The sequence below is a fragment of the Variovorax sp. GW821-FHT09D05 genome, assembly GCF_059416325.1.
The window spans coordinates 235977-255454 of record NZ_JBWKOZ010000008.1 but is presented as its reverse complement, the minus strand read 5'-3'; the positions used below and the strand labels follow the sequence as shown (position 1 = coordinate 255454).

Below are 19478 nucleotides of genomic sequence, written 5' to 3'. Positions count from 1 at the left end.
CCGCCATGCCAGACGCTCCCGCTCCCACCGCTTCTTCTCCCGTTCCCGCTGCTGCCGCTCCCGTCCCAGCCCATTTCCAGACCTTCCTGGCCTTCGATTTCGGCCTGAAGCGCACGGGCGTGGCCAGCGGCAACCGGCTGCTGCAGACGGCCACCCCCCAGCCCACCATCAAGGCCGAGGGCGACGCCCGCTTCGCGCAGGTCGAGGCCCGCATCAAGGAATGGCAGCCCGACGCCCTGGTGATCGGCGTGCCCTACCACCCCGACGGCGCCCCGCACGAGAACACCCGCCGCGCGCAGAAGTTCGCGCGCCAGCTGCGCGGCCGTTTCAACCTCCAGGTGTTCGAGGTCGACGAGCGCTACAGCACCACCGAGGCGCTGGCCTCCGGCGCGCGCGATGCCGACGCTGCCTCGGCCTGCATCATCCTGGAGCAATTCTTGAGGAGTCTCACGTGAGTTCAATTCCCGATGCCGAAGCGCTCTACACCAAGCTGCTTGCCGGCGTTAAGACGCTGATGCGCCCTGAAACCAGGCTGGTCGGCATCACCTCCGGCGGCGCCTGGCTGGTCGAGCGCCTGCAGAAAGACCTGGGCCTGAGCGGCGCCCCCGGCGTCATCTCGTCGGCCATGCACCGTGACGACTTCGCGCGCCGCGGCCTCTCGGCCAGCGCGCAGACCGTGCTGCCCTTCGACGTGAACGGCACCGACGTGCTGCTGCTCGACGACGTGCTCTACACCGGCCGCACCATCCGAGCGGTGCTCAACGAGCTGTTCGACTTCGGTCGCCCCGCCAGCGTGCGCCTGGCGGTGCTGGTGGACCGGGGCGGACGCGAACTGCCCGTGGCCGCCGACTTCGCCGCCACCACGCTCACGCTGCCGAACACCCAGCTGCTTGCCCTGGCCCGCGCCGCAGACGGCGCCTTCAGCCTCAAGGTGGAGGAAAGCAAGTAATGCTCTACAAGCGAAATCCGCAGCTCAACAAGAACGGCGAGCTGATCCACCTGCTGTCGATCGAAGGCCTGCCCAAGGACATCGTCACGCACATCCTCGACACCGCCGCCAACTTCACGAGCGTGAGCGACCGCGAGGTGAAGAAGGTGCCGCTGCTGCGCGGCAAGAGCGTGTTCAACCTGTTCTTCGAGAACAGCACCCGCACCCGCACCACCTTCGAGATCGCGGCCAAGCGCCTCTCGGCCGACGTCATCAACCTCGACATCGCACGCTCCTCGGCCACCAAGGGCGAATCGCTGCTCGACACCATCGCCAACCTGAGCGCGATGGCCGCCGACCTGTTCGTGGTGCGCCACAGCGAGTCGGGCGCGCCGTACCTGATCGCGCAGCACGTGGCGCCGCACGTGCACGTGGTGAACGCCGGCGACGGCCGCCACGCGCACCCGACGCAGGGGCTGCTCGACATGTACACGATCCGCCACTACAAGAAAGACTTCTCGAACCTCACGGTCGCCATCGTCGGCGACGTGCTGCATTCGCGTGTGGCGCGCTCCGACATCCATGCGCTCACCACGCTCGGCTGCGCCGAAGTGCGCGTGGTGGGCCCCAAGACGCTGGTGCCGAGCGACATGGCCGGCATGGGCGTGCGCGTGTGCCACACGCTCGAAGAGGGCATCAAGGATTGCGACGTGGTCATCATGCTGCGCCTGCAGAACGAGCGCATGAGCGGCGCGCTGCTGCCGTCGTCGCAGGAGTTCTTCAAGACCTTCGGCCTCACGCCCGAGAAGCTGCAGCTGGCCAAGCCGGACGCCATCGTGATGCACCCGGGCCCGATCAACCGCGGCGTGGAGATCGACTCCGCCGTAGTCGACGGCAGGCAGAGCGTGATCCTCCCGCAGGTCACTTTCGGCATCGCCGTGCGCATGGCGGTGATGAGCATCGTGGCAGGTAACGAAGCATGAACACACTGATCACCAACGGCCGCGTCGTCGACCCCGCTTCGGGCACAGACAAGAAGGCCGACATCGCCATCGCCGACGGCAAGATCGCCGGCATCGGCAGCATCCCTGCCGGTTTCAAGGCCGAGCGCACCATCGATGCCGCGGGCTGCATCGTCACCCCCGGCCTCGTCGACCTTGCCGCGCGCCTGCGCGAGCCCGGCTACGAACACGAAGGCATGCTCGAAAGCGAAATGGCCGCGGCCATTGCCGGCGGCGTCACCAGCCTCGTGTGCCCGCCCGACACCGACCCCGTGCTCGACGAACCCGGCCTGGTCGAGATGCTCAAGTTCCGCGCCGAGAAGCTGCAGTGCGCGCGCCTGTTTCCGCTCGGCGCGCTCACGCGCAACCTCGCCGGCGGCGTGCTGACCGAGATGGCCGAGCTCACCGAGGCCGGCTGCATCGGCTTCAGCCAGGCCGACGTGCCGCTGGCCGACACGCAGGTGCTGCAGCGCGCGCTGTCGTACGCCAGCACCTTCGGCTACACCGTGTGGCTGCGTCCGCAGGACCGCGACCTCGGCAAGGGCGTTGCGGCCAGCGGCCCGCTCGCCACGCGGCTCGGCCTCGCGGGCGTGCCGGTGTCGGCCGAGACGATCGCCATCTTCACCATCGTCGAGCTGATGAAGGCCACCGGCGCACGCGTGCACCTGTGCCGCATCTCCAGCGCCCGCGGCGTGGCGCTGGTGCGCGAAGCCAAGGCGCAGGGCCTGCCGCTCACCTGTGACGTCAGCATCAACTCGCTGCACCTGGTCGACACCGACATCGGCTACTTCGACAGCCGTGCGCGCCTGAACCCGCCGCTGCGCCAGCAAGGCGACCGCGAGGCGCTTTCTGCCGCGCTGGCCGACGGCACCATCGATGCGCTGGTGTCCGACCACACGCCGGTCGAGGCCGACGCCAAGACGCTGCCCTTTGCCGAGAGCGAAGCTGGCGCGACCGGGCTCGAGCTGCTGCTGCCGCTCGCGCTGCAATGGGGCGAGCGCAGTGGCGCGGGCGTCGCGCGCGCCATCGAGGTCATCACCTCCGCCCCCGCTCGCCTGCTGGCCGCCGAAGACGCGGGCACCGGCATTGGTCGCCTGGTGGAAGGCGGCGTGGCCGACCTGTGCATTGCCGACCCCGGGCTCGAATGGCAGGTGCTGCCCGATGCGCTCAAGAGCCAGGGCAAGCACACGCCGTTCGCCGGCTATCCGATGCAGGGCCGCGCACGGCACACGCTTGTGGCGGGCCGGATCGTGCACGGCTGACAGACAGAAAGAAAGAACGACGCCCCGATGGTTCATTCGTTGAAAGCCTGCTGGCGCCTGCTGCACGCGGTGGGGCATGCGCTGGTCGGCTGGTGGACGATTCGCTTCACCTTTCCCAGCCTCGAGCAGGCAGAGCGCAATGCGCGCGTGCAGGCATGGTCGAAGCGCATGCTCGAGATCATGGGCATCACGCTGAAGGTGCAGGGCACGCCGCCGCCCGAGGGGCCGGTGCTGCTCATTTGCAATCACCTCTCGTGGCTCGACATCACCTGCCTCCATGCGGCACGCCATGTGCGCTTCGTGTCGAAGTCGGACGTCAAGAACTGGCCGCTGATCGGCACGCTTTCCAACGGCTCCGGCACGCTCTACATCGAGCGCGAACGCCGCCGTGACGCGCTACGCGTGGTGCACCACATGACCGAGGCACTGCGCAACGGCGACCTGATCGGCGTGTTCCCCGAAGGCACGACCAGCGACGGCCGCGGCCTGCTGCCGTTCCACGCCAACCTGCTGCAGGCGGCCATTTCTTCCGGCGCGCCGGTGCTGCCTGCCGCGCTGCGCTTTGCCGATGCCGCCACCGGCGAGACCAGCCAGGCCCCGCGCTACATCGACGACGACAGCCTCGCCGCGTCGCTGTGGAACACCCTGCGCGCGCCGCCGCTGCTGGCTATCGTGCGCTTCGGCGAGCCGCAGGACCCGCACGGCCGCGAGCGCCGCGCCTGGGCGCAGTCGCTGCATGAAGACGTGCAGCAGTTGCGCCGCGAAACACACTGAAGTCAAAAAAAAGCGCTCCTCGAGGGAGCGCTTAACGACGCAGGAATGCGCCGTGAGGAGGAACCGGGAGCCCTTCGGCAAATGCTGCCTGCCGAAGACCTTCAGGCCTCCACTTTGACCGCGTGCGCGGCCCGTGCCTGCGGGATAAGGCAGGCCGGGCGCGTGGGTGCTTGCCTACATTCAGCCCAGCAGGCCGTGCAGGATGTTGGTGACCGGGCTCACGACGTGGTTCACCGTCTGCTCGACCTGGCTGGTGATCGGCGCCACCACTTCGGTCAGGCCCGAGCCGACGGCATGGCCCGCGCCTTCGACCACGCTGGCCACCGTGTCGACCACCGGCGCCACGACACCCGTGGCCCCTGCCAGGATGTCCGTTGCCGGAGCCGCGGCGTGGGAGACCGTGCTGCCCACGGTCTCGACTGCCGGAGCGACTGCGTCGCCCGCCGGCTGCAGGACGTTGGCCACGGCGCCGTCGCCGCCCAGCGCGCCGAGCAGACTGCCGACGAGACCGTCCGCGCCCAGCAGACCGCCGACCAGGCCGTCGCTGCCCAGGAGGTTGCCCACGATGCCGTCCTCGCCGAGAACACCACCGAGCAGGCCGCCACCGCTGCCACTGCCGCCGCCGAGTACGCCGCCAAGGAGGCCATCGTCACCCAGGACACCGCCCAGGAGACCGCCGTCGCCGCCGGTCACGCCGCCGAGCACGCCACCCAGCAGGCCATCGTCACCCAGGACACCGCCCAGGAGACCGCCGTCGCCGCCGGTCACACCGCCGAGTACGCCGCCCAGCAGACCGCCTTCGCCCAAGACGCCACCGAGGAGGCCACCGTCGCCGCTGAGTACGCCACCCAGCAGGCCGTCGTCACCAAGGACACCGCCGAGGAGACCACCGTCACCACCGAGTACGCCGCCCAGCAGACCGCCTTCGCCCAGGACACCGCCGAGGAGACCGCCGTCGCCGCCGAGCACTCCGCCCAGCAGGCCGCCATCACCCAGGACCCCGCCGAGGAGGCCGCCATCGCTGCCAAGCAGACCGCCCAACAGACCACCGTCGCCCAGCACGCCACCGAGCAAGCCGCCATCACCGCCCAGCAGGCTGCCGAGCGGGCCTTCGGCTCCGAGAAGGCCGTCGTCGGCCAGAACGCCACCCAGCAGGCCATCGTCACCGAGAAGGCCGCCCAGCAGGCCGTTATCGCCCAGCACGCCGCTGAGCAGGCCGCCATCTCCCCCGAGCAAACCGGCCAGGGGTGTCTCGCTCAGCAGGTCGCCGACCACGCCGTCGGGTCCGAGCAGGCTGTCGACCAGCCCGCCTTCACCAAGCAGGCCGCCAGTGAGGCCTTCGCTGCCCAGCAAGCCGGCGAGCGAGCCGTCGCCGCCGAGCACGCCGCCCAACAGGCCATCGTCGCCGAGGAGGCCGTCAACACCGCCGAGCACGCCGCCAAGCAAGCCACCGTCACCGCCAAGCAGACCGCCCAGCAGGCCGTCGTCACCCAGCACGCCACCGAGCAAGCCGCCGTCGCCGCCGAGCAGGCCACCCAGCAGACCGTCGTCACCCAGCACGCCGCCAAGCAGGCCGCCGTCGCCGCCGAGCAAACCGCCCAACAGGCCGTCGTCACCCAGCACGCCACCGAGCAGCCCGCCGTCACCGCCGAGCAGGCCGCCAAGGAGCCCGTCATCGCCAAGCAGTTGCCCGATCAGACCGTCTTCGCCGAGCACGTTGCCCAGCAAGCTGCCGTCGCCCAGCAGGCCTTCGAGCACCTGCCCGACCACGCCGTCGGTGCCGACCAGCTCGTCCACGAGGCCGTCGATGCCAAGGCCGGTGGTCACGCCGCCGAGCAGGCCTTCGCTGCCGAGCACGTTTTCGAGGATGTTGCTCAACGCATCGGTCAGGTAGTCGACCTGGCCGATCAGCGACCCGACGAGCGCGTCAGTCAAGCCGTCGCCCAGCAGCCCGTCCACCACGGGGGTGAGCACGCCGCCGATGTTGACGGCCAGGTTGTCGACGGTGTTGTCCAGCGGATCGAACGCGTTCGGATCGTCGGGCCTGAACTCGTTGCCCGCGATCGGCGAGAGCACGTCGTCCAGCAGATCCGTGAGGCCGTCGGCCGCGGGCATCAGCGATGCCAATGTGCCGGATGAACTGGCGGCGACGCTTCTGGCCGCGGCGGCGCTGCCACCTCCGAGGCCGAGGACGTTGTCCAGGGAGCCGAGCAGATGGCCGGCGAGGCTGTCGCCTGGATCGAGCAAGTGGTCGGCGTCAGCGTCCGCATCGGCGTCTGCGTCTGCGTCTGCATCCGCGTCGGCATCAGCGTCCGCATCTGCATCTGCATCTGCATCGGCGTCGGCGTCGGCGTCGGCGTCGGCGTCTGCGTCTGCGTCTGCGTCTGCGTCTGCGTCTGCGTCGGCATCACCGTCCGCATCCGAGTCGGCATCTGCATCCGCATCTGCGTCGGCATCGCTGTCGCCAACGCCCGGAACGAAGAAAGGAACCGCGCCGCCGTCGCTGCCGCCGCCACCGCTCAGCGCGGCGCCGAGCGCGACAGCACCCAGTGCGCCGAGCGCGAATTCACCCAGCCCGATGCCGCTGCCGGCAGCGGTCTTCTTGCTCACCGCAAGCGCTGCGGCTTCCGCGTCGCTGTCGGGCGAAGTCACTTCCAGGTCGCCCGAGGCCACGTCCACATTCACCTGCTCGAGGCCGCTGGCCAGCTTGGTCGTGCTGATGGTGGCGTCGGTGCCGCCCGTGAAGACGCCGGACAGCGGCGCCTTGTTGGTGGCCGATCCGGGAAAGAGAACGTTGGCGTGGCCGTCCTGCGGAACGATCACGCGGTCGCCGGCCATCAGCGCCTGGCTGCCGTCGACGGGAATCGAGACGCCGTCGCGCATGAGGACCGTGCCGGGCGTGGCGTTCGACAGCGATCCGATGCCGGCCGGCGCCGCGGGCTGAACTGCGGCGGCGGTAGTGCCCATGGGGGCAATCGGCTTCACTGTCGCCTGGGCGATGACCACCGGCGCAGCACCGTTGTCGGCGCCTCCGGCGATCGAAGAAATCGATGCATTGGCATCCGTCATGGCAGTCTCCTCGGTGGTGGGACTTACTGACGGGGCAACTTGCGTGCCGCATTCTCGCGATGCATCGAGCGCGCATGCACCGAATGTGCAAGCTATTGATTCATATGAGTTTTTTGCCGGATCGGTGCCGCGATGGAGATCGGCGAAAGCCCTTGACTGAGCGCTCTTCGGCGCTTGTTACGTAGCGTTGTTACGCGCTGGGGTCGTAACGAGTGCTCGCGCAACGGCAGTCGCCGAAGGCTTCGGCAACGGGTATCTGAACAGGGGCTTGCTGGTGCCTTCGACAGGAATCGAACCTGTATCTGAGTCTTAGGAGGACCCCGTTCTATCCATTGAACTACGAAGACGGATTGAGGCGAGAGGAGAGGAGACCCCGCTGCGCGCCGCGATTTTATAGGCTTGGCGATGACAGGACGCGCAGGGCCCGCCAGCGCGGGCTAACCCGAATACGAAATCTGCGAAAAGTTGACCGCGATCAAGCAGGCGTGAATCAGTGGCGCGCACCATCGTGCCGGTCCGTATCTCTGCTCAGATCCAAGAACAAAAAAGAGCGAAACACTACACAGGAGACAACCTGATGAAGAAGATCGCTTCGCTCGTTCTGGGCCGTACGAAGGTCGTTGCCGCGGCCGTTCTGGCGCTGGCAGCCGCCACGCCCGCCCTCGCATGGGAACCCACCAAGCCGGTGGAGTTCGTGATTCCCGCCGGCACCGGCGGAGGCGCCGACCAGATGGGGCGCCTGCTGCAGGGCATCGTCATCAAGTACAAGCTGATGAAGGAGCCTCTGATCGTCGTCAACAAGTCGGGCGGCGCGGGCGCCGAGGGCTTTCTGGCGGTGAAGGAGGCCAAGGGCGACCCGCACAAGATCGTCATCTCGCTGTCGAACCTGTTCACCACGCCGATGGCTACGGGCGTGCCTTTCAACTGGAAGGACATGACACCGGTCGCCATGCTGGCCCTCGACCAGTTCGTGCTGTGGACCAACGCGACCGAGCCCTACAAGAACGCCGGCGAGTACATCACCGCGGTGAAGACGGCGGGGCCGAGCAAGTTCAAGATGGCCGGCACGGGCTCGAAGCAGGAAGACCAGATCATCACGGTCGCGCTCGAGAAAGCCACCGGCACCAAGTTCATCTACGTGCCGTTCAAGGGCGGCGGCGAGGTGGCGGTGCAACTGGTGGGCGGCCATGTGAATTCGACGGTGAACAACCCGATCGAGGCGGTGGCGCAGTGGCGCGCGGGCAAGCTGCGCGCGCTGTGCGTGTTCGACGACGAGCGCATGCCGTTCAAGGCCAAGGTCACGGACACGCAGTCGTGGAACGACATCCCCACCTGCAAGGAAGCGGGCGTGCCCACCAAGTACACGATGCTGCGCGGCATCTTCATGCCGCCCGGCGTGACGCCCGACCAGCTCGCGTTCTACAAGGACCTGCTGGTCAAGGTCGCCGCCACGCCGGAGTGGAAGGAGTACATGGAGAAGGGTGCCTTCAACCCGACCTTCATGACCGGCGACGCCTTCGCGAAATGGCTCACCGAGGCCGAGGCCACGCATCGCACGCTGATGGCTGACGCGGGCTTCCTCGCAAGCAACAAGTAGCCGACAGGTCGCGACGGCGGCGCGCGGCACCGCCGGAGTGCCGGCGGCCCGACGGACGGCGTGCGCGCCGCATCCGTCCCTTCCTTCTTTCTCACACACAACCACGATGGGGGCTCCATGGAGCACGACGAAACATCCGAGGGCCCGGCGCGTTCGGGCATCTCCACCCACCTGGTCGAAGCGGCGGTGGCATTGGCGCTGCTGGTGATCGGCCTGGTGGTGGTCTTCGAGGCGCGCAAGCTGGGCGCGGGCTGGACCAGCGACGGCCCCGGCGCGGGCTACTTCCCGTTCTTCATCGGCGTGATCATCACGATCTCGGGCGCCGGCATCCTCTACCAGGCACTGCTCGGCAAGAGCCGCAACACCGCGGTGTTCGTCGATTCGGTGCAGCTCAAGCGCGTGCTGTCGGTGCTGGTGCCGGCCACGGTCTACGTGCTGGCGATCACCTTCCTCGGCATCTACCTGGCATCGGCGATCTACATCGCGCTGTTCATGGTGGTGCTGGGCAAGTACGCGTGGCTCAAGAGCGTGCTTGCCGCGCTGGCGGTCAACACGCTGTTCTTCTTCATGTTCGAGGTCTGGTTCAAGGTGCCGTTGTTCAAGGGCACTCTCGATCCGCTTCGATTCCTCGGCTACTGAACCTACTCACGGAGCACAAGCGAAATGGAAGAAATCAGTGCCTTGATGCAGGGCTTTTCAGTGATCCTCACGCCGATGAACATCGGCCTGATGTTCGTCGGCATCATCCTCGGCGTGTTGATCGGGGTGCTGCCAGGCCTCGGCGGCGCCAACGGCGTGGCCATCCTGCTGCCGCTCACTTTCACGATGTCGCCGACCTCGGCCATCATCATGCTGTCGTGCATCTACTGGGGGGCGCTGTTCGGCGGGGCCATCACCTCGATCCTGTTCAACATACCGGGCGAGCCGTGGTCGGTGGCCACCACCTTCGACGGCTATCCGATGGCGCAGAACGGCCAGGCCGGTGCGGCGCTCACGACAGCCTTCACATCGTCGTTCGTGGGTGCCTTTCTCGCGGTGGTGATGATCACCTTCCTCGCGCCGTTGGTCGCCAAGTTCGCGCTCAAGTTCGGTTCGCCCGAATTCTTCGCGGTGTACTTGCTGACCTTCTGCAGCTTCGTCGGCATGGGCAAGGGCTCGCCCTTCAAGATCCTGGCGTCGATGGCACTGGGCTTCGCACTTGCGAGCGTGGGCATGGACACCGTCACCGGCCAGCTGCGCCTGACCTTCGGCCAGCCCGAGCTGATGCGCGGCTTCGACTTCCTGATTGCGGTGATCGGACTGTTCGGCATCGGCGAAATTCTGCTGTCGATGGAAGAGGGCCTGAAGTTCTCGGGCAAGAGTGCGAAGATCGATCCCAAGGTCGTGTGGCAAACGTGGAAGCAGTTGCCCAAATACTGGGTGACCTCGATCCGCAGTTCGCTCATAGGCATCTGGATGGGCATCACGCCCGGCGGCGCAACGCCGGCCTCATTCATGAGCTACGGACTTGCCAAGAAGATGTCGAAGAAGGGCGCCAAGTTCGGCACCGGCGAGATGGAAGGCGTGGTCGCACCCGAGACCGCCGCGCACGCCGCCGGGACCAGCGCACTGCTGCCCATGCTGGCGCTGGGCATCCCTGGTTCGCCTACCGCTGCCGTGTTGCTGGGTGGCCTGCTGATCTGGGGCCTGCAGCCCGGGCCGCTGCTGTTCGTCGAGCAGAAAGACTTCGTCTGGGGCCTGATCGCCAGCATGTACCTCGGCAACATCGTCGGCCTGATCGTGGTGCTCAGCACCGTGCCGCTGTTCGCGTCGATCCTGCGTATTCCGTTCTCGATCATCGCGCCGGTGATCATCGTGATCTGCGCGATCGGCGCCTACACCGTGCACAACGCGATGCTCGACATCTGGTTCATGCTCGGCTTCGGCGTGATGGGCTATCTCTTCAAGAAGCTCGACTTTCCGCTCGCGCCGCTGGTGCTTGCGCTGGTGCTCGGCGACAAGGCCGAAGACTCCTTCCGCCAGGCCATGCTGGTGTCGCAGGGCGACGTGATGGTGATGTTCTCGAACCCGTTGGTCGGCGGCATCACCACGCTGGCGCTGGTGCTGCTGTTCTGGCCGCTGATCTCGAAGGCGCTGGCGCTGCTCAACAGAAAGCCGAAGAAGCCCGACGAGTTCGCGGTCGAACGGCCGGTGGACTGAAACACAACGAGGAGCCAAAGACATGCCTGTGATCGCACTGACCCAGGAGATGGGGTCCCTCGCGAAAGACGTTTCGCTGAAACTCGCCGAGACCCTCGGCCTCGCCGTGATGCGCCATGAAGTCATCGAGCACGTGGCAGACCGCATGCAGGTCTCCACGAGCCTGATCGGCCGGCTGCGCGGCGGCAAGGCCGGTCTGGTGGAGCGCCTGACCACCGACTCGCGCAGCGTGGCGCTCTACACGGCCGAGGAACTGTTCGCGCTGGCCGACCGTGGCAACGTGGTGCTGCGCGGCTGGGGCGCCACCTGCCTGCTGCGGCCGGTGCCGCACGTGGTGTGCGTGCGCATCACGCGCTCGTTGAAGAAGCGCGTCGAGTGGCTGATGGGCGACCTCGAAACCGACGACGCCGAATTTGCCGAAGCCGAGATCCGCCGCAGCGACCAGGCGCACGCCGCGCGCATGCACGCGCAGTTCGGCGTGACCTGGGGCGACCCGGTGCTCTACGACCTGGTGCTCAACACCGACCGCCTGTCGGTCGAGAGCTGCGTCGAGCAGATCCGCCTGATGGTGAACCGCCCCGAGTTCGCAGAAACACCGGCGTCGCGCGCGCTGCTTGCCAACATGGCGCTGGAAGCCCGTGTGCGCGCCGCGCTGAAGGAGCATGAGGCAACGCGCGACATCAACGTGACGATCACCGCGAACCAGGGCGAGGTGATGCTGCGCGGCATCGTGCTCAATTCAGACGAGCGGTCGCAGGCCGAGGCGGTTGCGGCGGAGGTGTCGGGAGTCAGTGGTGTCCACAACCAGCTCAGGTTGATGGCAAGCACGCGGCGCTTTGCTTCGGCGAAGCAGACGTAGGTTCAGGCTTGGGCGTGATCGAAGGACGCAGCGGCTGATCGGCCGGCACAAACGCTGCGTCCATGTGTGAATGGCATCGGGTGCTCCCCGCAGCGAAATAAAGGAGGAGGCCGCAGGCCGGGGGACATTCGCGGAGGGGAGTACCCGGTGTCATTCGCACGCACCCCGAACAAACCCGAACGAACCTGAACGAATGCAGGAACTAGATCTTCCCGCGCTTCCGAAGCCGACTAAGGGTTTCTGCTGAGAGATTCAGATACGAAGCCAGCTCCTTGCTCGGAATCCGGTCCTCGAGCTCCGGATGCTTTCGGATGAACCGATGCACGCGCCCTGCCGCATCGAGCAAATGCAGCGTGATCGTGTGCGCCATGATCTCGCTCATGCCCCGCATCACCAGGAACTCGAACAGTTCCTTGGTTTCCGCATGCCGGTTCAGAAAGGCGATCCATTCCTTCAGCGGAAGGCTCGCAACCCGCGCCTTCGTCACGCAGACGATGCCGTAAGGCGTGGGCGTGCCCAGCCGCAGCGCGGCATAGCTCGTTTCCATGTCGTTCTCGTCGGCGAAGCGAAGGATCATTTCCTTGCCCTCCGGGTTGCTCACCACCCGCTTGAGGATGCCGTCGAGGATGAAGTATTGCTCCATCTCCCGCACGCCCTGATGCAACAGGAATTCGCCCTTGTTGCCGTCCACGATGACGAGATGGGTTTCCAGTTCGGCGCGGTCGGCTTCGCTCAGGTCCTTGAGAAGGATGTTCTGCCGGAGCTGGGCACGAATGATGTTTTTCTCCGGGTGGTTTTCCAACAACGTCATGGTCACCGTCTTGCTCGATTTTTTCGCTGCCGGCGCCATTCATCGGGGCGCGCCGTTTTCGGGAAAGTTGACCGAGGTCAACGGCCGAAAGCTTGAGCCCGAATCATAGTCTTGGCTCGGGCCTTGGCCATTCACCCATGCAGAAGGAGAGACATGTCTTCAGTCAGAACAGAGAAAGAGGCAACCACCACGCTGGACGATGCCCTCAAGCCCGTGAAAACCCGCGATGCCGATGGCGAACAAGTGGTTCGCGCCATCAAGAGCTTGACGGAAGACGCGCCGGCCGCCGAGACCATCGACGGCTTCCATCTTGTCATCGATGCGCTCAAGCTCAACGACATCGACACCATCTTCGGCCTGCCCGGCATCCCGATCACCGACCTCACGCGCATGGCCCAGGCCGAAGGCCTGCGCGTCATCTCGTTCCGCCACGAGCAGCACGCCGGCAACGCCGCAGCAGCTGCAGGCTTCCTCACGCAGAAGCCCGGCATCTGCCTGACCGTGTCGGCCCCCGGTTTTCTCAACGGCCTCACCGCGCTGGCCAACGCCACCACCAACTGCTTTCCGATGATCCTCATCAGCGGCTCCAGCGAGCGCGAGATCGTCGACCTGCAGCAAGGCGACTACGAGGAAATGGACCAGCTCGCCATCGCCAAGCCGCTGTGCAAGGCCGCCTTCCGCGTGCTGCATGCTGAAGACATCGGCGTGGGCATTGCACGCGCCATCCGCGCTGCACTGTCGGGCCGCCCGGGCGGTGTGTACCTCGACCTGCCCGCCAAGCTGTTCGCGCAGACCATGGACGCAGCAGCCGGCAAGAAGTCGCTCATCAAGGTCGTCGACCCCGCGCCGCGCCAGATCCCCGCGCCCGACGCCGTGAAGCGCGCGCTCGACTTGCTCAAGGGCGCAAAGCGCCCGCTGATCCTGCTCGGCAAGGGCGCCGCCTATGCACAGGCCGATGCCGACATCCGTGCATTCGTCGAGAAGACCGGCATTCCCTACCTGCCGATGTCGATGGCCAAGGGCCTGCTGCCCGACACCCACGTGCAGTCGGCCGCGGCCGCGCGCTCCTACGTGCTGCAGGAAGCCGACGTGGTGCTGCTGGTCGGCGCGCGCCTGAACTGGCTGCTCTCGCACGGCAAGGGCAAGACCTGGGCGCAGGAAAAGGGCGCCAAGCAGTTCATCCAGATCGACATCGCGCCGACCGAGATCGACAGCAACGTCGCCATCGAAGCACCCGTGATCGGCGACATCGGCTCCTGCGTTGCCGCGCTGCTGGCCGGCATCGATGCCAAGTGGGCCAAGCCGCCGGCCGAGTGGACCGGTGCCATCGCCGAGCGCAAGGACAAGAACCTGTCGAAGATGGCCGTCACGCTGGCCGCCCGGCCCTCGCCGATGAACTTCCACAGCGCGCTCAGCGTGATCCGCGACCAGGTGAAGGCGCGGCCCGATGCCATTGTCGTCAACGAAGGTGCCAACACGCTCGACTTCGCGCGCAGCATCGTCGACATGTACGAGCCTCGCAAGCGCCTCGACGTGGGCACCTGGGGGATCATGGGCATCGGCATGGGCTTCTCGGTGGCCGCGGCCGTGGTCACCGGCAAGCCGGTGATCGCCATCGAGGGCGACAGCGCCTTCGGCTTCAGCGGCATGGAGGTGGAAACCATCTGCCGCTACAACCTGCCCATCTGCGTCATCGTCTTCAACAACAACGGCGTCTACCGCGGCACCGACGTGAACGCCAGCGGCACACCCGACGTGGCGCCCACCGTGTTCGTCAAGAACGCGCGCTACGACAAGCTGATGGAAGCCTTCGGCGGCGTCGGCGTGCACGCCACCACTGCCGATGAACTCCAGAAGGCCCTGGCCGAGGCCGTCGCCTCGGGCCGGCCGACCCTGATCAATGCCGTCATCGACGAGACCGCCGGCACCGAAAGCGGCCGCATCACGAGCCTGAACCCCAGCACGGCGAAGAAGAAGTAACCCGAGTTCCATCATTCAAGGAGATATCCAAATGAGCAGCAGCAACAACAAACCACTCAGCGGCATCAAGATCATCGACTTCACGCACGTGCAAGCCGGTCCCGCCTGCACGCAGATGCTGGCCTGGTTCGGCGCCGACGTCATCAAGGTCGAGCGCCCGGGCGCCGGCGACGTCACGCGTTCGCAGCTGCGCGACATTCCCGATGTCGATGCGCTGTACTTCACCATGCTCAACAGCAACAAGCGCTCGCTGACGCTGGACACCAAGCAGCCCGAAGGCAAGGTCGTGCTGGAGAAGCTGATCCGCGAATCCGACGTGCTGGTCGAGAACTTCGGCCCAGGTGCGCTCGACCGGATGGGCTTCACCTGGGAACGCATCCAGGAACTCAACCCGAAGATGATCGTCGCCTCGGTCAAGGGCTTCAGCGACGGCCACCACTACGACGACCTGAAGGTGTACGAGAACGTCGCGCAGTGCGCAGGCGGTGCCGCATCGACCACCGGCTTCTGGGACGGCCCGCCCACCGTGAGCGCTGCCGCCCTTGGCGACAGCAACACCGGCATGCACCTGGCCATCGGCATCCTCACGGCCATCATCGGCCGCCAGCAGACCGGCAAGGGCCAGCGCGTGGCCTGCGCGATGCAGGACGCGGTGCTCAACCTGTGCCGCGTGAAGATGCGCGACCAGCTGCGCCTGGACAAGCTCGGCTACCTGGAGGAATACCCGCAGTACCCGCACGGCACCTTCAGCGACGTGGTGCCGCGCGGCGGCAACGCCGGCGGCGGCGGCCAGCCGGGCTGGGTGCTCAAGTGCAAGGGCTGGGAGACCGACCCGAACGCCTACATCTACTTCACGGTGCAAGGCCATGCCTGGGCTCCGATCTGCGACGCCATCGGCAAGCCCGAGTGGAAGACCGACCCCGACTACACGACCCCGAAGGCACGCCAGCCGCACATCACCGACATCTTCGCGACCATCGAAGGCTGGCTGGCCGACAAGACCAAGTTCGAGGCGGTCGACATCCTGCGCAAGTTCGACATTCCCTGCGCACCGGTGCTGACGATGAAGGAACTGCTGCACGACCCGTCGCTGCGCGCCAGCGGCTCCATCGTCGAAGTGCCGCACAAAGAGCGCGGCAGCTACTTCACCGTGGGCAGCCCCATCAAGTTCTCGGACCTCAAGCCCGAGATCACCGGCTCGCCGCTCCTGGGCGAGCACACCGACGAAGTGCTGGCGGAGCTGGGCTACAGCAAGGACCAGATCTCCAACCTGCGCGAAGCCAAGGCTGTGTAGGCCGGGTTCGCTGCGGGGGCTTCACCCCCTGCAGTGAACGACGACATGTAGACAGGTAGCGCCGGGAGGCACGTATGCAAACGAACCTGGATTTCAAGCAGCTCGTCGAAGGCGCCGGCGACGCGATCATGGTGTGCGATGCGGCAGGCGCGATCACGTTGTGGAACCGCGCCTCCGAGCGCATCTTCGGCTTCACCGAAGCCGAGGCGCTCGGCAAGTCGCTCGACCTGATCATTCCCCAGCGCCAACGCCAGCGGCACTGGGACGGCTACAACAAGACGATGGAAACCGGCGTCACCAAGTACGGCGCCGACCTGCTGCGCGTACCGGCGCTGCACAAGGACGGGCACACGCTGTCGATCGCCTTCACGGTGTCGATGCTGTTCTCCGCCGATCACGAGGTCACGGGCATCGTTGCCATCGTTCGCGACGAGACCGCCCGCTTTGCCGAGGAGCGCAAATTGCGCGCCCGTCTGGTAGAAGTCGAAGCCACGATGATCAAAGAAGGAGACAGTCAATGAGCAAAGCACTCGAGGGCGTTCGAATCCTCGATTTCACCCATGTGCAGTCCGGCCCCACCTGTACCCAACTGCTGGCCTGGTTCGGCGCCGACGTCATCAAGGTCGAGCGTGCAGGCGAAGGCGACGCAACGCGCGGGCAGCTGCGCGACATTCCTGGTGCGGACAGCCTCTACTTCACGATGCTGAACCACAACAAGCGCTCGATCACGCTGGACACCAAGAAGCCCAAGGGCAAGGAAGTTCTCGACAGCCTGATCAAGACCTGCGACGTGCTGGTCGAGAACTTCGCGCCCGGCGCACTCGACCGCATGGGCATTACCTGGGCCCATATCCAGAAGCTCAACCCGCGCATGATCGTGGCCTCGGTCAAGGGCTTCGGCCCCGGCAAGTACGAGCACTGCAAGGTCTACGAGAACGTGGCCCAGTGCGCCGGCGGCGCGGCATCGACCACCGGTTTCGAGGACGGCCCGCCGCTCGTGACCGGCGCGCAGATCGGCGACAGCGGCACCGGCCTGCACCTGGCGCTCGGCATCCTCGCCGCGCTGTTCCAGCGCAACAGCACCGGGCGTGGCCAGCAGGTGCTCGCGCCCATGCAGGACGCCGTGCTCAACCTGTGTCGCGTGAAGATGCGCGACCAGCAGCGCCTGGAACGCACCGGCACCATGCACGAGTACCCGCAGTACCCCGACGGCAAGTTCGGCGACGCGGTGCCGCGCGCCGGCAATGCATCGGGCGGCGGCCAGCCCGGCTCGATTCTCAAGTGCAAGGGCTGGGAGACCGACCCCAACGCATACATCTACTTCATCACGCAGGCGGCCGTGTGGCCTGCGGTGTGCAAGGTCATCGGCGAAGAGGGCTGGATCAACGACGAGGCCTACGCCACGCCGGCCGCGCGCCTGCTGCACCTGAAGCCGATCTTCGCGCGCATCGAGCAATGGACCATGACCAAGACCAAGTTCGAGGCCATGGACATCCTCAACGAGTACGACATTCCCTGCGGGCCGATCCTCTCGATGAAGGAGATCGCCGCGGACGAATCGCTGCGCGAGACCGGCACCATCGTCGAGGTCGACCACCCGGTGCGCGGCAAGTACCTGACGGTGGGCAACCCCATCAAGATGTCCGACAGCCCGACGGTGGTGACGCGTTCGCCGCTGCTCGGCGAACACACCGAGGAAGTGCTGCGGCAGCTCGGCTACGGCGCGGACGAGCTGGAGACATTGCGGGCCGAACGCGTGATCTGAGGCACGGCGGGCGCAGACCCGCCCGCCTGCCATCGTGAGTTGAAAGAAAAAGCGCTGCCTGCGGGTGGCGCGGAAGGCCCTTGGGCGCGTGGATTTGGCGCCTTCCATGCATAACTCATGGCGAATGGTTTTTATAAATTCATTTAATTTTTATTTATTGTCCATCGACCCTACATTTTGAACTCGCCGGGATTTTTCATCCGATTCATCAATTCGGCATTCATTCAAGGAGAAGGTCATGGAAAACCATTCACCCATTCAGTACTGGCGCGACGAAATCGAGCGCAATGCCTATAACGCAGCATTCTTCGAATTGGGGCTGCGCTGGCATTGGGACGGCGAAACCTACGACCGCCTGATGGGCCTGAGCCAGAGCGCCAACGAGCGGATCGGCCACTACCTGAAGACCCATCAGCCGCATCTGCTGAAGGCCTACGACGCCGAATTCCTGGCCGAGGCAATTGAGCAGAAGAAGGAATTGCACAGAAAGCGGGAAATGGCTTCGTCGAGCTATTTCAATTGGGCGGAAAGCCACGGCGTCGAGCTCGGTGCCTGAAATTCCTTGCAAATAAACAGCCTGCTGCGACCATGAACATCCACGAATACCAGGGCAAGGACGTGTTGCGCCAATACGGCGTGGCGACACCCCGTGGATTCGTCTGCCGTTCGCCCGACGAGGCGGCAGACGCCGCCGCCCGTCTCGGTGGCCGGGCCTGGGTGGTCAAGGCACAGATCCATGCGGGCGGCCGCGGCAAGGGCGGCGGCGTGAAGCCCGCGTGGTCTGTCGCCGAAGTGCGGCGGCACGCGGACCAGATGCTCGGCATGACGCTGAAGACACCGCAGACCGGCCCCGAAGGCCGCATGGTGAAGCGGCTGCTGGTCGAGGAGAGTGTCGAGATCGACAAGGAGCTGTATCTCGGCTTCGTGGTCGACCGCAATTCGCAGCGCGTGGCGCTGATGGCGTCGAGCGAAGGCGGCGTGGACATCGAGGAGGTGGCCGCACGCACGCCCGAGAAGATCCACAAGCTCTTCATCGATCCGGACACCGGCCTGCGGATTGCCGATGCAGACGGCATCGCGCGTCGCATCGGCATTGCCGAGCGCTCGGTGGTGCAGGCGCGCGTGTTCATGCAGAACCTCTACCAGGCCTTCGATGGCAGCGACGCTTCGCTGGCCGAGATCAATCCGCTGGTGCTCACACGCGACGGCCGAGTGATTGCGCTCGACGCGAAGTTCGACTTCGACGCCAACGCGCTGTTCCGCCAGCCGGAGATTGCCGCGATGCGCGACTTCGACGAAGAAGATCCGGTGGAGGTCGAGGCCTCGAAGTTCGATCTTTCATACATCGCGCTCGACGGCGACATCGGCTGCCTGGTCAATGGCGCGGGCCTTGCGATGGCGACGATGGACGCAATCAAGCTCTACGGCGGTTCGCCCGCCAACTTCCTCGACGTGGGCGGCGGCGCAACGGCCGAGAAGGTGACAGAGGCCTTCAAGCTGATGCTGCGCAATCCGAAGCTCAAGGCAGTGCTCGTCAACATCTTCGGCGGCATCATGAAATGCGACGTGATCGCGCACGGTGTCGTCACCGCAGCGCGAGAGACCGGCCTCACCGTGCCACTGATCGTGCGCATGAAGGGCACCAACGAGGACCTGGGAAGGACCATCCTCGCGCAGTCCGGACTGTCGATCATCAACACAGACGATATGGCCGAGGCTGCACAGCGGGCCATTGGTGCGGCTCGGAACTGGATGCGCTAGGTATGAAAGCCTGCTCCCTCATTCGCTGCGTCGTTTCGGGGCACGCTCACGTCGACGGGGTGCCTTGCTCCGCGAATGTCCCCCGGCCTTCGGCCTCCTCCTTTATTTCGCTGCGCAAGGCACCCCATCGGCGTGATCGTTGTTCGCAGCGGTGGGTGATCGGCCAGCACCACAGCCG

Annotated in this window: 17 protein-coding genes and 1 tRNA gene; 15 read left to right on the top strand and 3 right to left on the bottom strand. The window is 66.0% G+C overall.

Annotated features, from left to right (window positions below):
- Positions 1 to 5 precede the first annotated feature (5 nt).
- Genes ruvX through AC07O3_RS22715 form a run of 5 tightly spaced genes read left to right on the top strand, consistent with a single transcriptional unit; the run spans position 6 to position 3965 of the window.
- On the top strand, positions 6 to 455 hold the full coding sequence (ruvX, locus tag AC07O3_RS22735) for a Holliday junction resolvase RuvX (RefSeq protein ID WP_489015981.1): 450 nt from the start codon (positions 6 to 8) through the stop codon (positions 453 to 455).
- On the top strand, positions 452 to 949 hold the full coding sequence (gene pyrR / locus AC07O3_RS22730) for a bifunctional pyr operon transcriptional regulator/uracil phosphoribosyltransferase PyrR (protein WP_093056626.1): 498 nt from the start codon (positions 452 to 454) through the stop codon (positions 947 to 949). The genes ruvX and pyrR overlap by 4 nt, the downstream gene beginning before the upstream one ends.
- The gene (locus tag AC07O3_RS22725; RefSeq protein ID WP_495340393.1) at positions 949 to 1911 is read left to right on the top strand and encodes an aspartate carbamoyltransferase catalytic subunit; all 963 of its coding nucleotides are present in this window, start codon (positions 949 to 951) and stop codon (positions 1909 to 1911) included. Before pyrR ends, AC07O3_RS22725 begins: the two co-directional genes overlap by 1 nt.
- Positions 1908 to 3191 carry a dihydroorotase gene (locus AC07O3_RS22720; protein WP_495340392.1) on the top strand — a complete coding sequence of 428 codons (1284 nt, stop codon included), beginning with the start codon at positions 1908 to 1910 and terminating at the stop codon, positions 3189 to 3191. The genes AC07O3_RS22725 and AC07O3_RS22720 overlap by 4 nt, the downstream gene beginning before the upstream one ends.
- A 27-nt stretch (positions 3192 to 3218) precedes the next feature.
- Complete coding sequence (locus AC07O3_RS22715; protein WP_093177416.1) at positions 3219 to 3965, top strand: lysophospholipid acyltransferase family protein; 747 nt, start codon at positions 3219 to 3221, stop codon at positions 3963 to 3965.
- A gap of 180 nt (positions 3966 to 4145) precedes the next feature.
- On the opposite strand, the gene AC07O3_RS22710 is transcribed toward AC07O3_RS22715, so the two are convergent.
- Complete coding sequence (locus tag AC07O3_RS22710; protein WP_495340391.1) at positions 4146 to 7034, bottom strand: hypothetical protein; 2889 nt, start codon at positions 7032 to 7034, stop codon at positions 4146 to 4148.
- A 272-nt stretch (positions 7035 to 7306) separates the two neighbouring features.
- Positions 7307 to 7381 (bottom strand) — tRNA-Arg (locus AC07O3_RS22705).
- A gap of 230 nt (positions 7382 to 7611) precedes the next feature.
- On the opposite strand from AC07O3_RS22705, the gene AC07O3_RS22700 reads away from it, so the two are divergent.
- The 4 genes from AC07O3_RS22700 (at position 7612) to AC07O3_RS22685 (ending at position 11689) form a co-directional block, all read left to right on the top strand.
- On the top strand, positions 7612 to 8631 hold the full coding sequence (locus AC07O3_RS22700; RefSeq protein ID WP_093057507.1) for a Bug family tripartite tricarboxylate transporter substrate binding protein: 1020 nt from the start codon (positions 7612 to 7614) through the stop codon (positions 8629 to 8631).
- A 117-nt stretch (positions 8632 to 8748) separates the two neighbouring features.
- Positions 8749 to 9270, top strand: a complete 522-nt coding sequence (locus tag AC07O3_RS22695) for a tripartite tricarboxylate transporter TctB family protein (protein ID WP_093177419.1) — start codon at positions 8749 to 8751, stop codon at positions 9268 to 9270.
- Between the two features lie 24 nt (positions 9271 to 9294).
- On the top strand, positions 9295 to 10830 hold the full coding sequence (locus AC07O3_RS22690) for a tripartite tricarboxylate transporter permease (protein ID WP_093057509.1): 1536 nt from the start codon (positions 9295 to 9297) through the stop codon (positions 10828 to 10830).
- Between the two features lie 22 nt (positions 10831 to 10852).
- Positions 10853 to 11689 (top strand): cytidylate kinase family protein, encoded by an 837-nt coding sequence (locus AC07O3_RS22685; RefSeq protein ID WP_495340390.1) that lies wholly within the window; start codon positions 10853 to 10855, stop codon positions 11687 to 11689.
- A 202-nt stretch (positions 11690 to 11891) separates the two neighbouring features.
- Here the strand turns inward: AC07O3_RS22685 and AC07O3_RS22680 are convergent, their stop codons facing one another.
- Entirely contained in the window at positions 11892 to 12500 is a 609-nt protein-coding gene (locus tag AC07O3_RS22680) for a Crp/Fnr family transcriptional regulator (RefSeq protein WP_093057638.1), read from the bottom strand.
- Positions 12501 to 12653: 153 nt separating this feature from the next.
- Here AC07O3_RS22680 and oxc point away from each other — a divergent pair, with 153 nt between their 5' ends.
- The 6 genes from oxc (at position 12654) to sucC (ending at position 19300) form a co-directional block, all read left to right on the top strand.
- Positions 12654 to 14480, top strand: a complete 1827-nt coding sequence (gene oxc, locus AC07O3_RS22675; protein WP_093177422.1) for an oxalyl-CoA decarboxylase — start codon at positions 12654 to 12656, stop codon at positions 14478 to 14480.
- A gap of 31 nt (positions 14481 to 14511) precedes the next feature.
- Complete coding sequence (frc, locus tag AC07O3_RS22670; RefSeq protein ID WP_093177424.1) at positions 14512 to 15774, top strand: formyl-CoA transferase; 1263 nt, start codon at positions 14512 to 14514, stop codon at positions 15772 to 15774.
- Between the two features lie 74 nt (positions 15775 to 15848).
- Positions 15849 to 16295, top strand: coding sequence for a PAS domain-containing protein (locus AC07O3_RS22665; RefSeq protein WP_093079768.1), 447 nt, complete (start codon positions 15849 to 15851; stop codon positions 16293 to 16295).
- Entirely contained in the window at positions 16292 to 17539 is a 1248-nt protein-coding gene (gene frc, locus AC07O3_RS22660) for a formyl-CoA transferase (RefSeq protein WP_093057514.1), read from the top strand. Before AC07O3_RS22665 ends, frc (AC07O3_RS22660) begins: the two co-directional genes overlap by 4 nt.
- Positions 17540 to 17777: 238 nt before the next feature.
- Positions 17778 to 18095, top strand: a complete 318-nt coding sequence (locus AC07O3_RS22655; protein WP_093057515.1) for an HAD family hydrolase — start codon at positions 17778 to 17780, stop codon at positions 18093 to 18095.
- A 32-nt stretch (positions 18096 to 18127) separates the two neighbouring features.
- The gene (gene sucC, locus AC07O3_RS22650) at positions 18128 to 19300 is read left to right on the top strand and encodes an ADP-forming succinate--CoA ligase subunit beta (protein ID WP_495340389.1); all 1173 of its coding nucleotides are present in this window, start codon (positions 18128 to 18130) and stop codon (positions 19298 to 19300) included.
- The last annotated feature ends 178 nt before the right edge of the window (positions 19301 to 19478 follow it).

Coding starts and splice junctions, on each gene's coding strand:
- ruvX (WP_489015981.1), top strand. CDS start 6: ATGCCAGACGCTCCCGCTCCCACCGCTTCTTCTCCCGTTCCCGCTGCT.
- AC07O3_RS22725 (WP_495340393.1), top strand. CDS start 949: ATGCTCTACAAGCGAAATCCGCAGCTCAACAAGAACGGCGAGCTGATC.
- AC07O3_RS22720 (WP_495340392.1), top strand. CDS start 1,908: ATGAACACACTGATCACCAACGGCCGCGTCGTCGACCCCGCTTCGGGC.
- AC07O3_RS22715 (WP_093177416.1), top strand. CDS start 3,219: ATGGTTCATTCGTTGAAAGCCTGCTGGCGCCTGCTGCACGCGGTGGGG.
- AC07O3_RS22710 (WP_495340391.1), bottom strand. CDS start 7,034: ATGACGGATGCCAATGCATCGATTTCTTCGATCGCCGGAGGCGCCGAC.
- AC07O3_RS22700 (WP_093057507.1), top strand. CDS start 7,612: ATGAAGAAGATCGCTTCGCTCGTTCTGGGCCGTACGAAGGTCGTTGCC.
- AC07O3_RS22695 (WP_093177419.1), top strand. CDS start 8,749: ATGGAGCACGACGAAACATCCGAGGGCCCGGCGCGTTCGGGCATCTCC.
- AC07O3_RS22690 (WP_093057509.1), top strand. CDS start 9,295: ATGGAAGAAATCAGTGCCTTGATGCAGGGCTTTTCAGTGATCCTCACG.
- AC07O3_RS22685 (WP_495340390.1), top strand. CDS start 10,853: ATGCCTGTGATCGCACTGACCCAGGAGATGGGGTCCCTCGCGAAAGAC.
- AC07O3_RS22680 (WP_093057638.1), bottom strand. CDS start 12,500: ATGACGTTGTTGGAAAACCACCCGGAGAAAAACATCATTCGTGCCCAG.
- oxc (WP_093177422.1), top strand. CDS start 12,654: ATGTCTTCAGTCAGAACAGAGAAAGAGGCAACCACCACGCTGGACGAT.
- frc (WP_093177424.1), top strand. CDS start 14,512: ATGAGCAGCAGCAACAACAAACCACTCAGCGGCATCAAGATCATCGAC.
- AC07O3_RS22665 (WP_093079768.1), top strand. CDS start 15,849: ATGCAAACGAACCTGGATTTCAAGCAGCTCGTCGAAGGCGCCGGCGAC.
- frc (WP_093057514.1), top strand. CDS start 16,292: ATGAGCAAAGCACTCGAGGGCGTTCGAATCCTCGATTTCACCCATGTG.
- AC07O3_RS22655 (WP_093057515.1), top strand. CDS start 17,778: ATGGAAAACCATTCACCCATTCAGTACTGGCGCGACGAAATCGAGCGC.
- sucC (WP_495340389.1), top strand. CDS start 18,128: ATGAACATCCACGAATACCAGGGCAAGGACGTGTTGCGCCAATACGGC.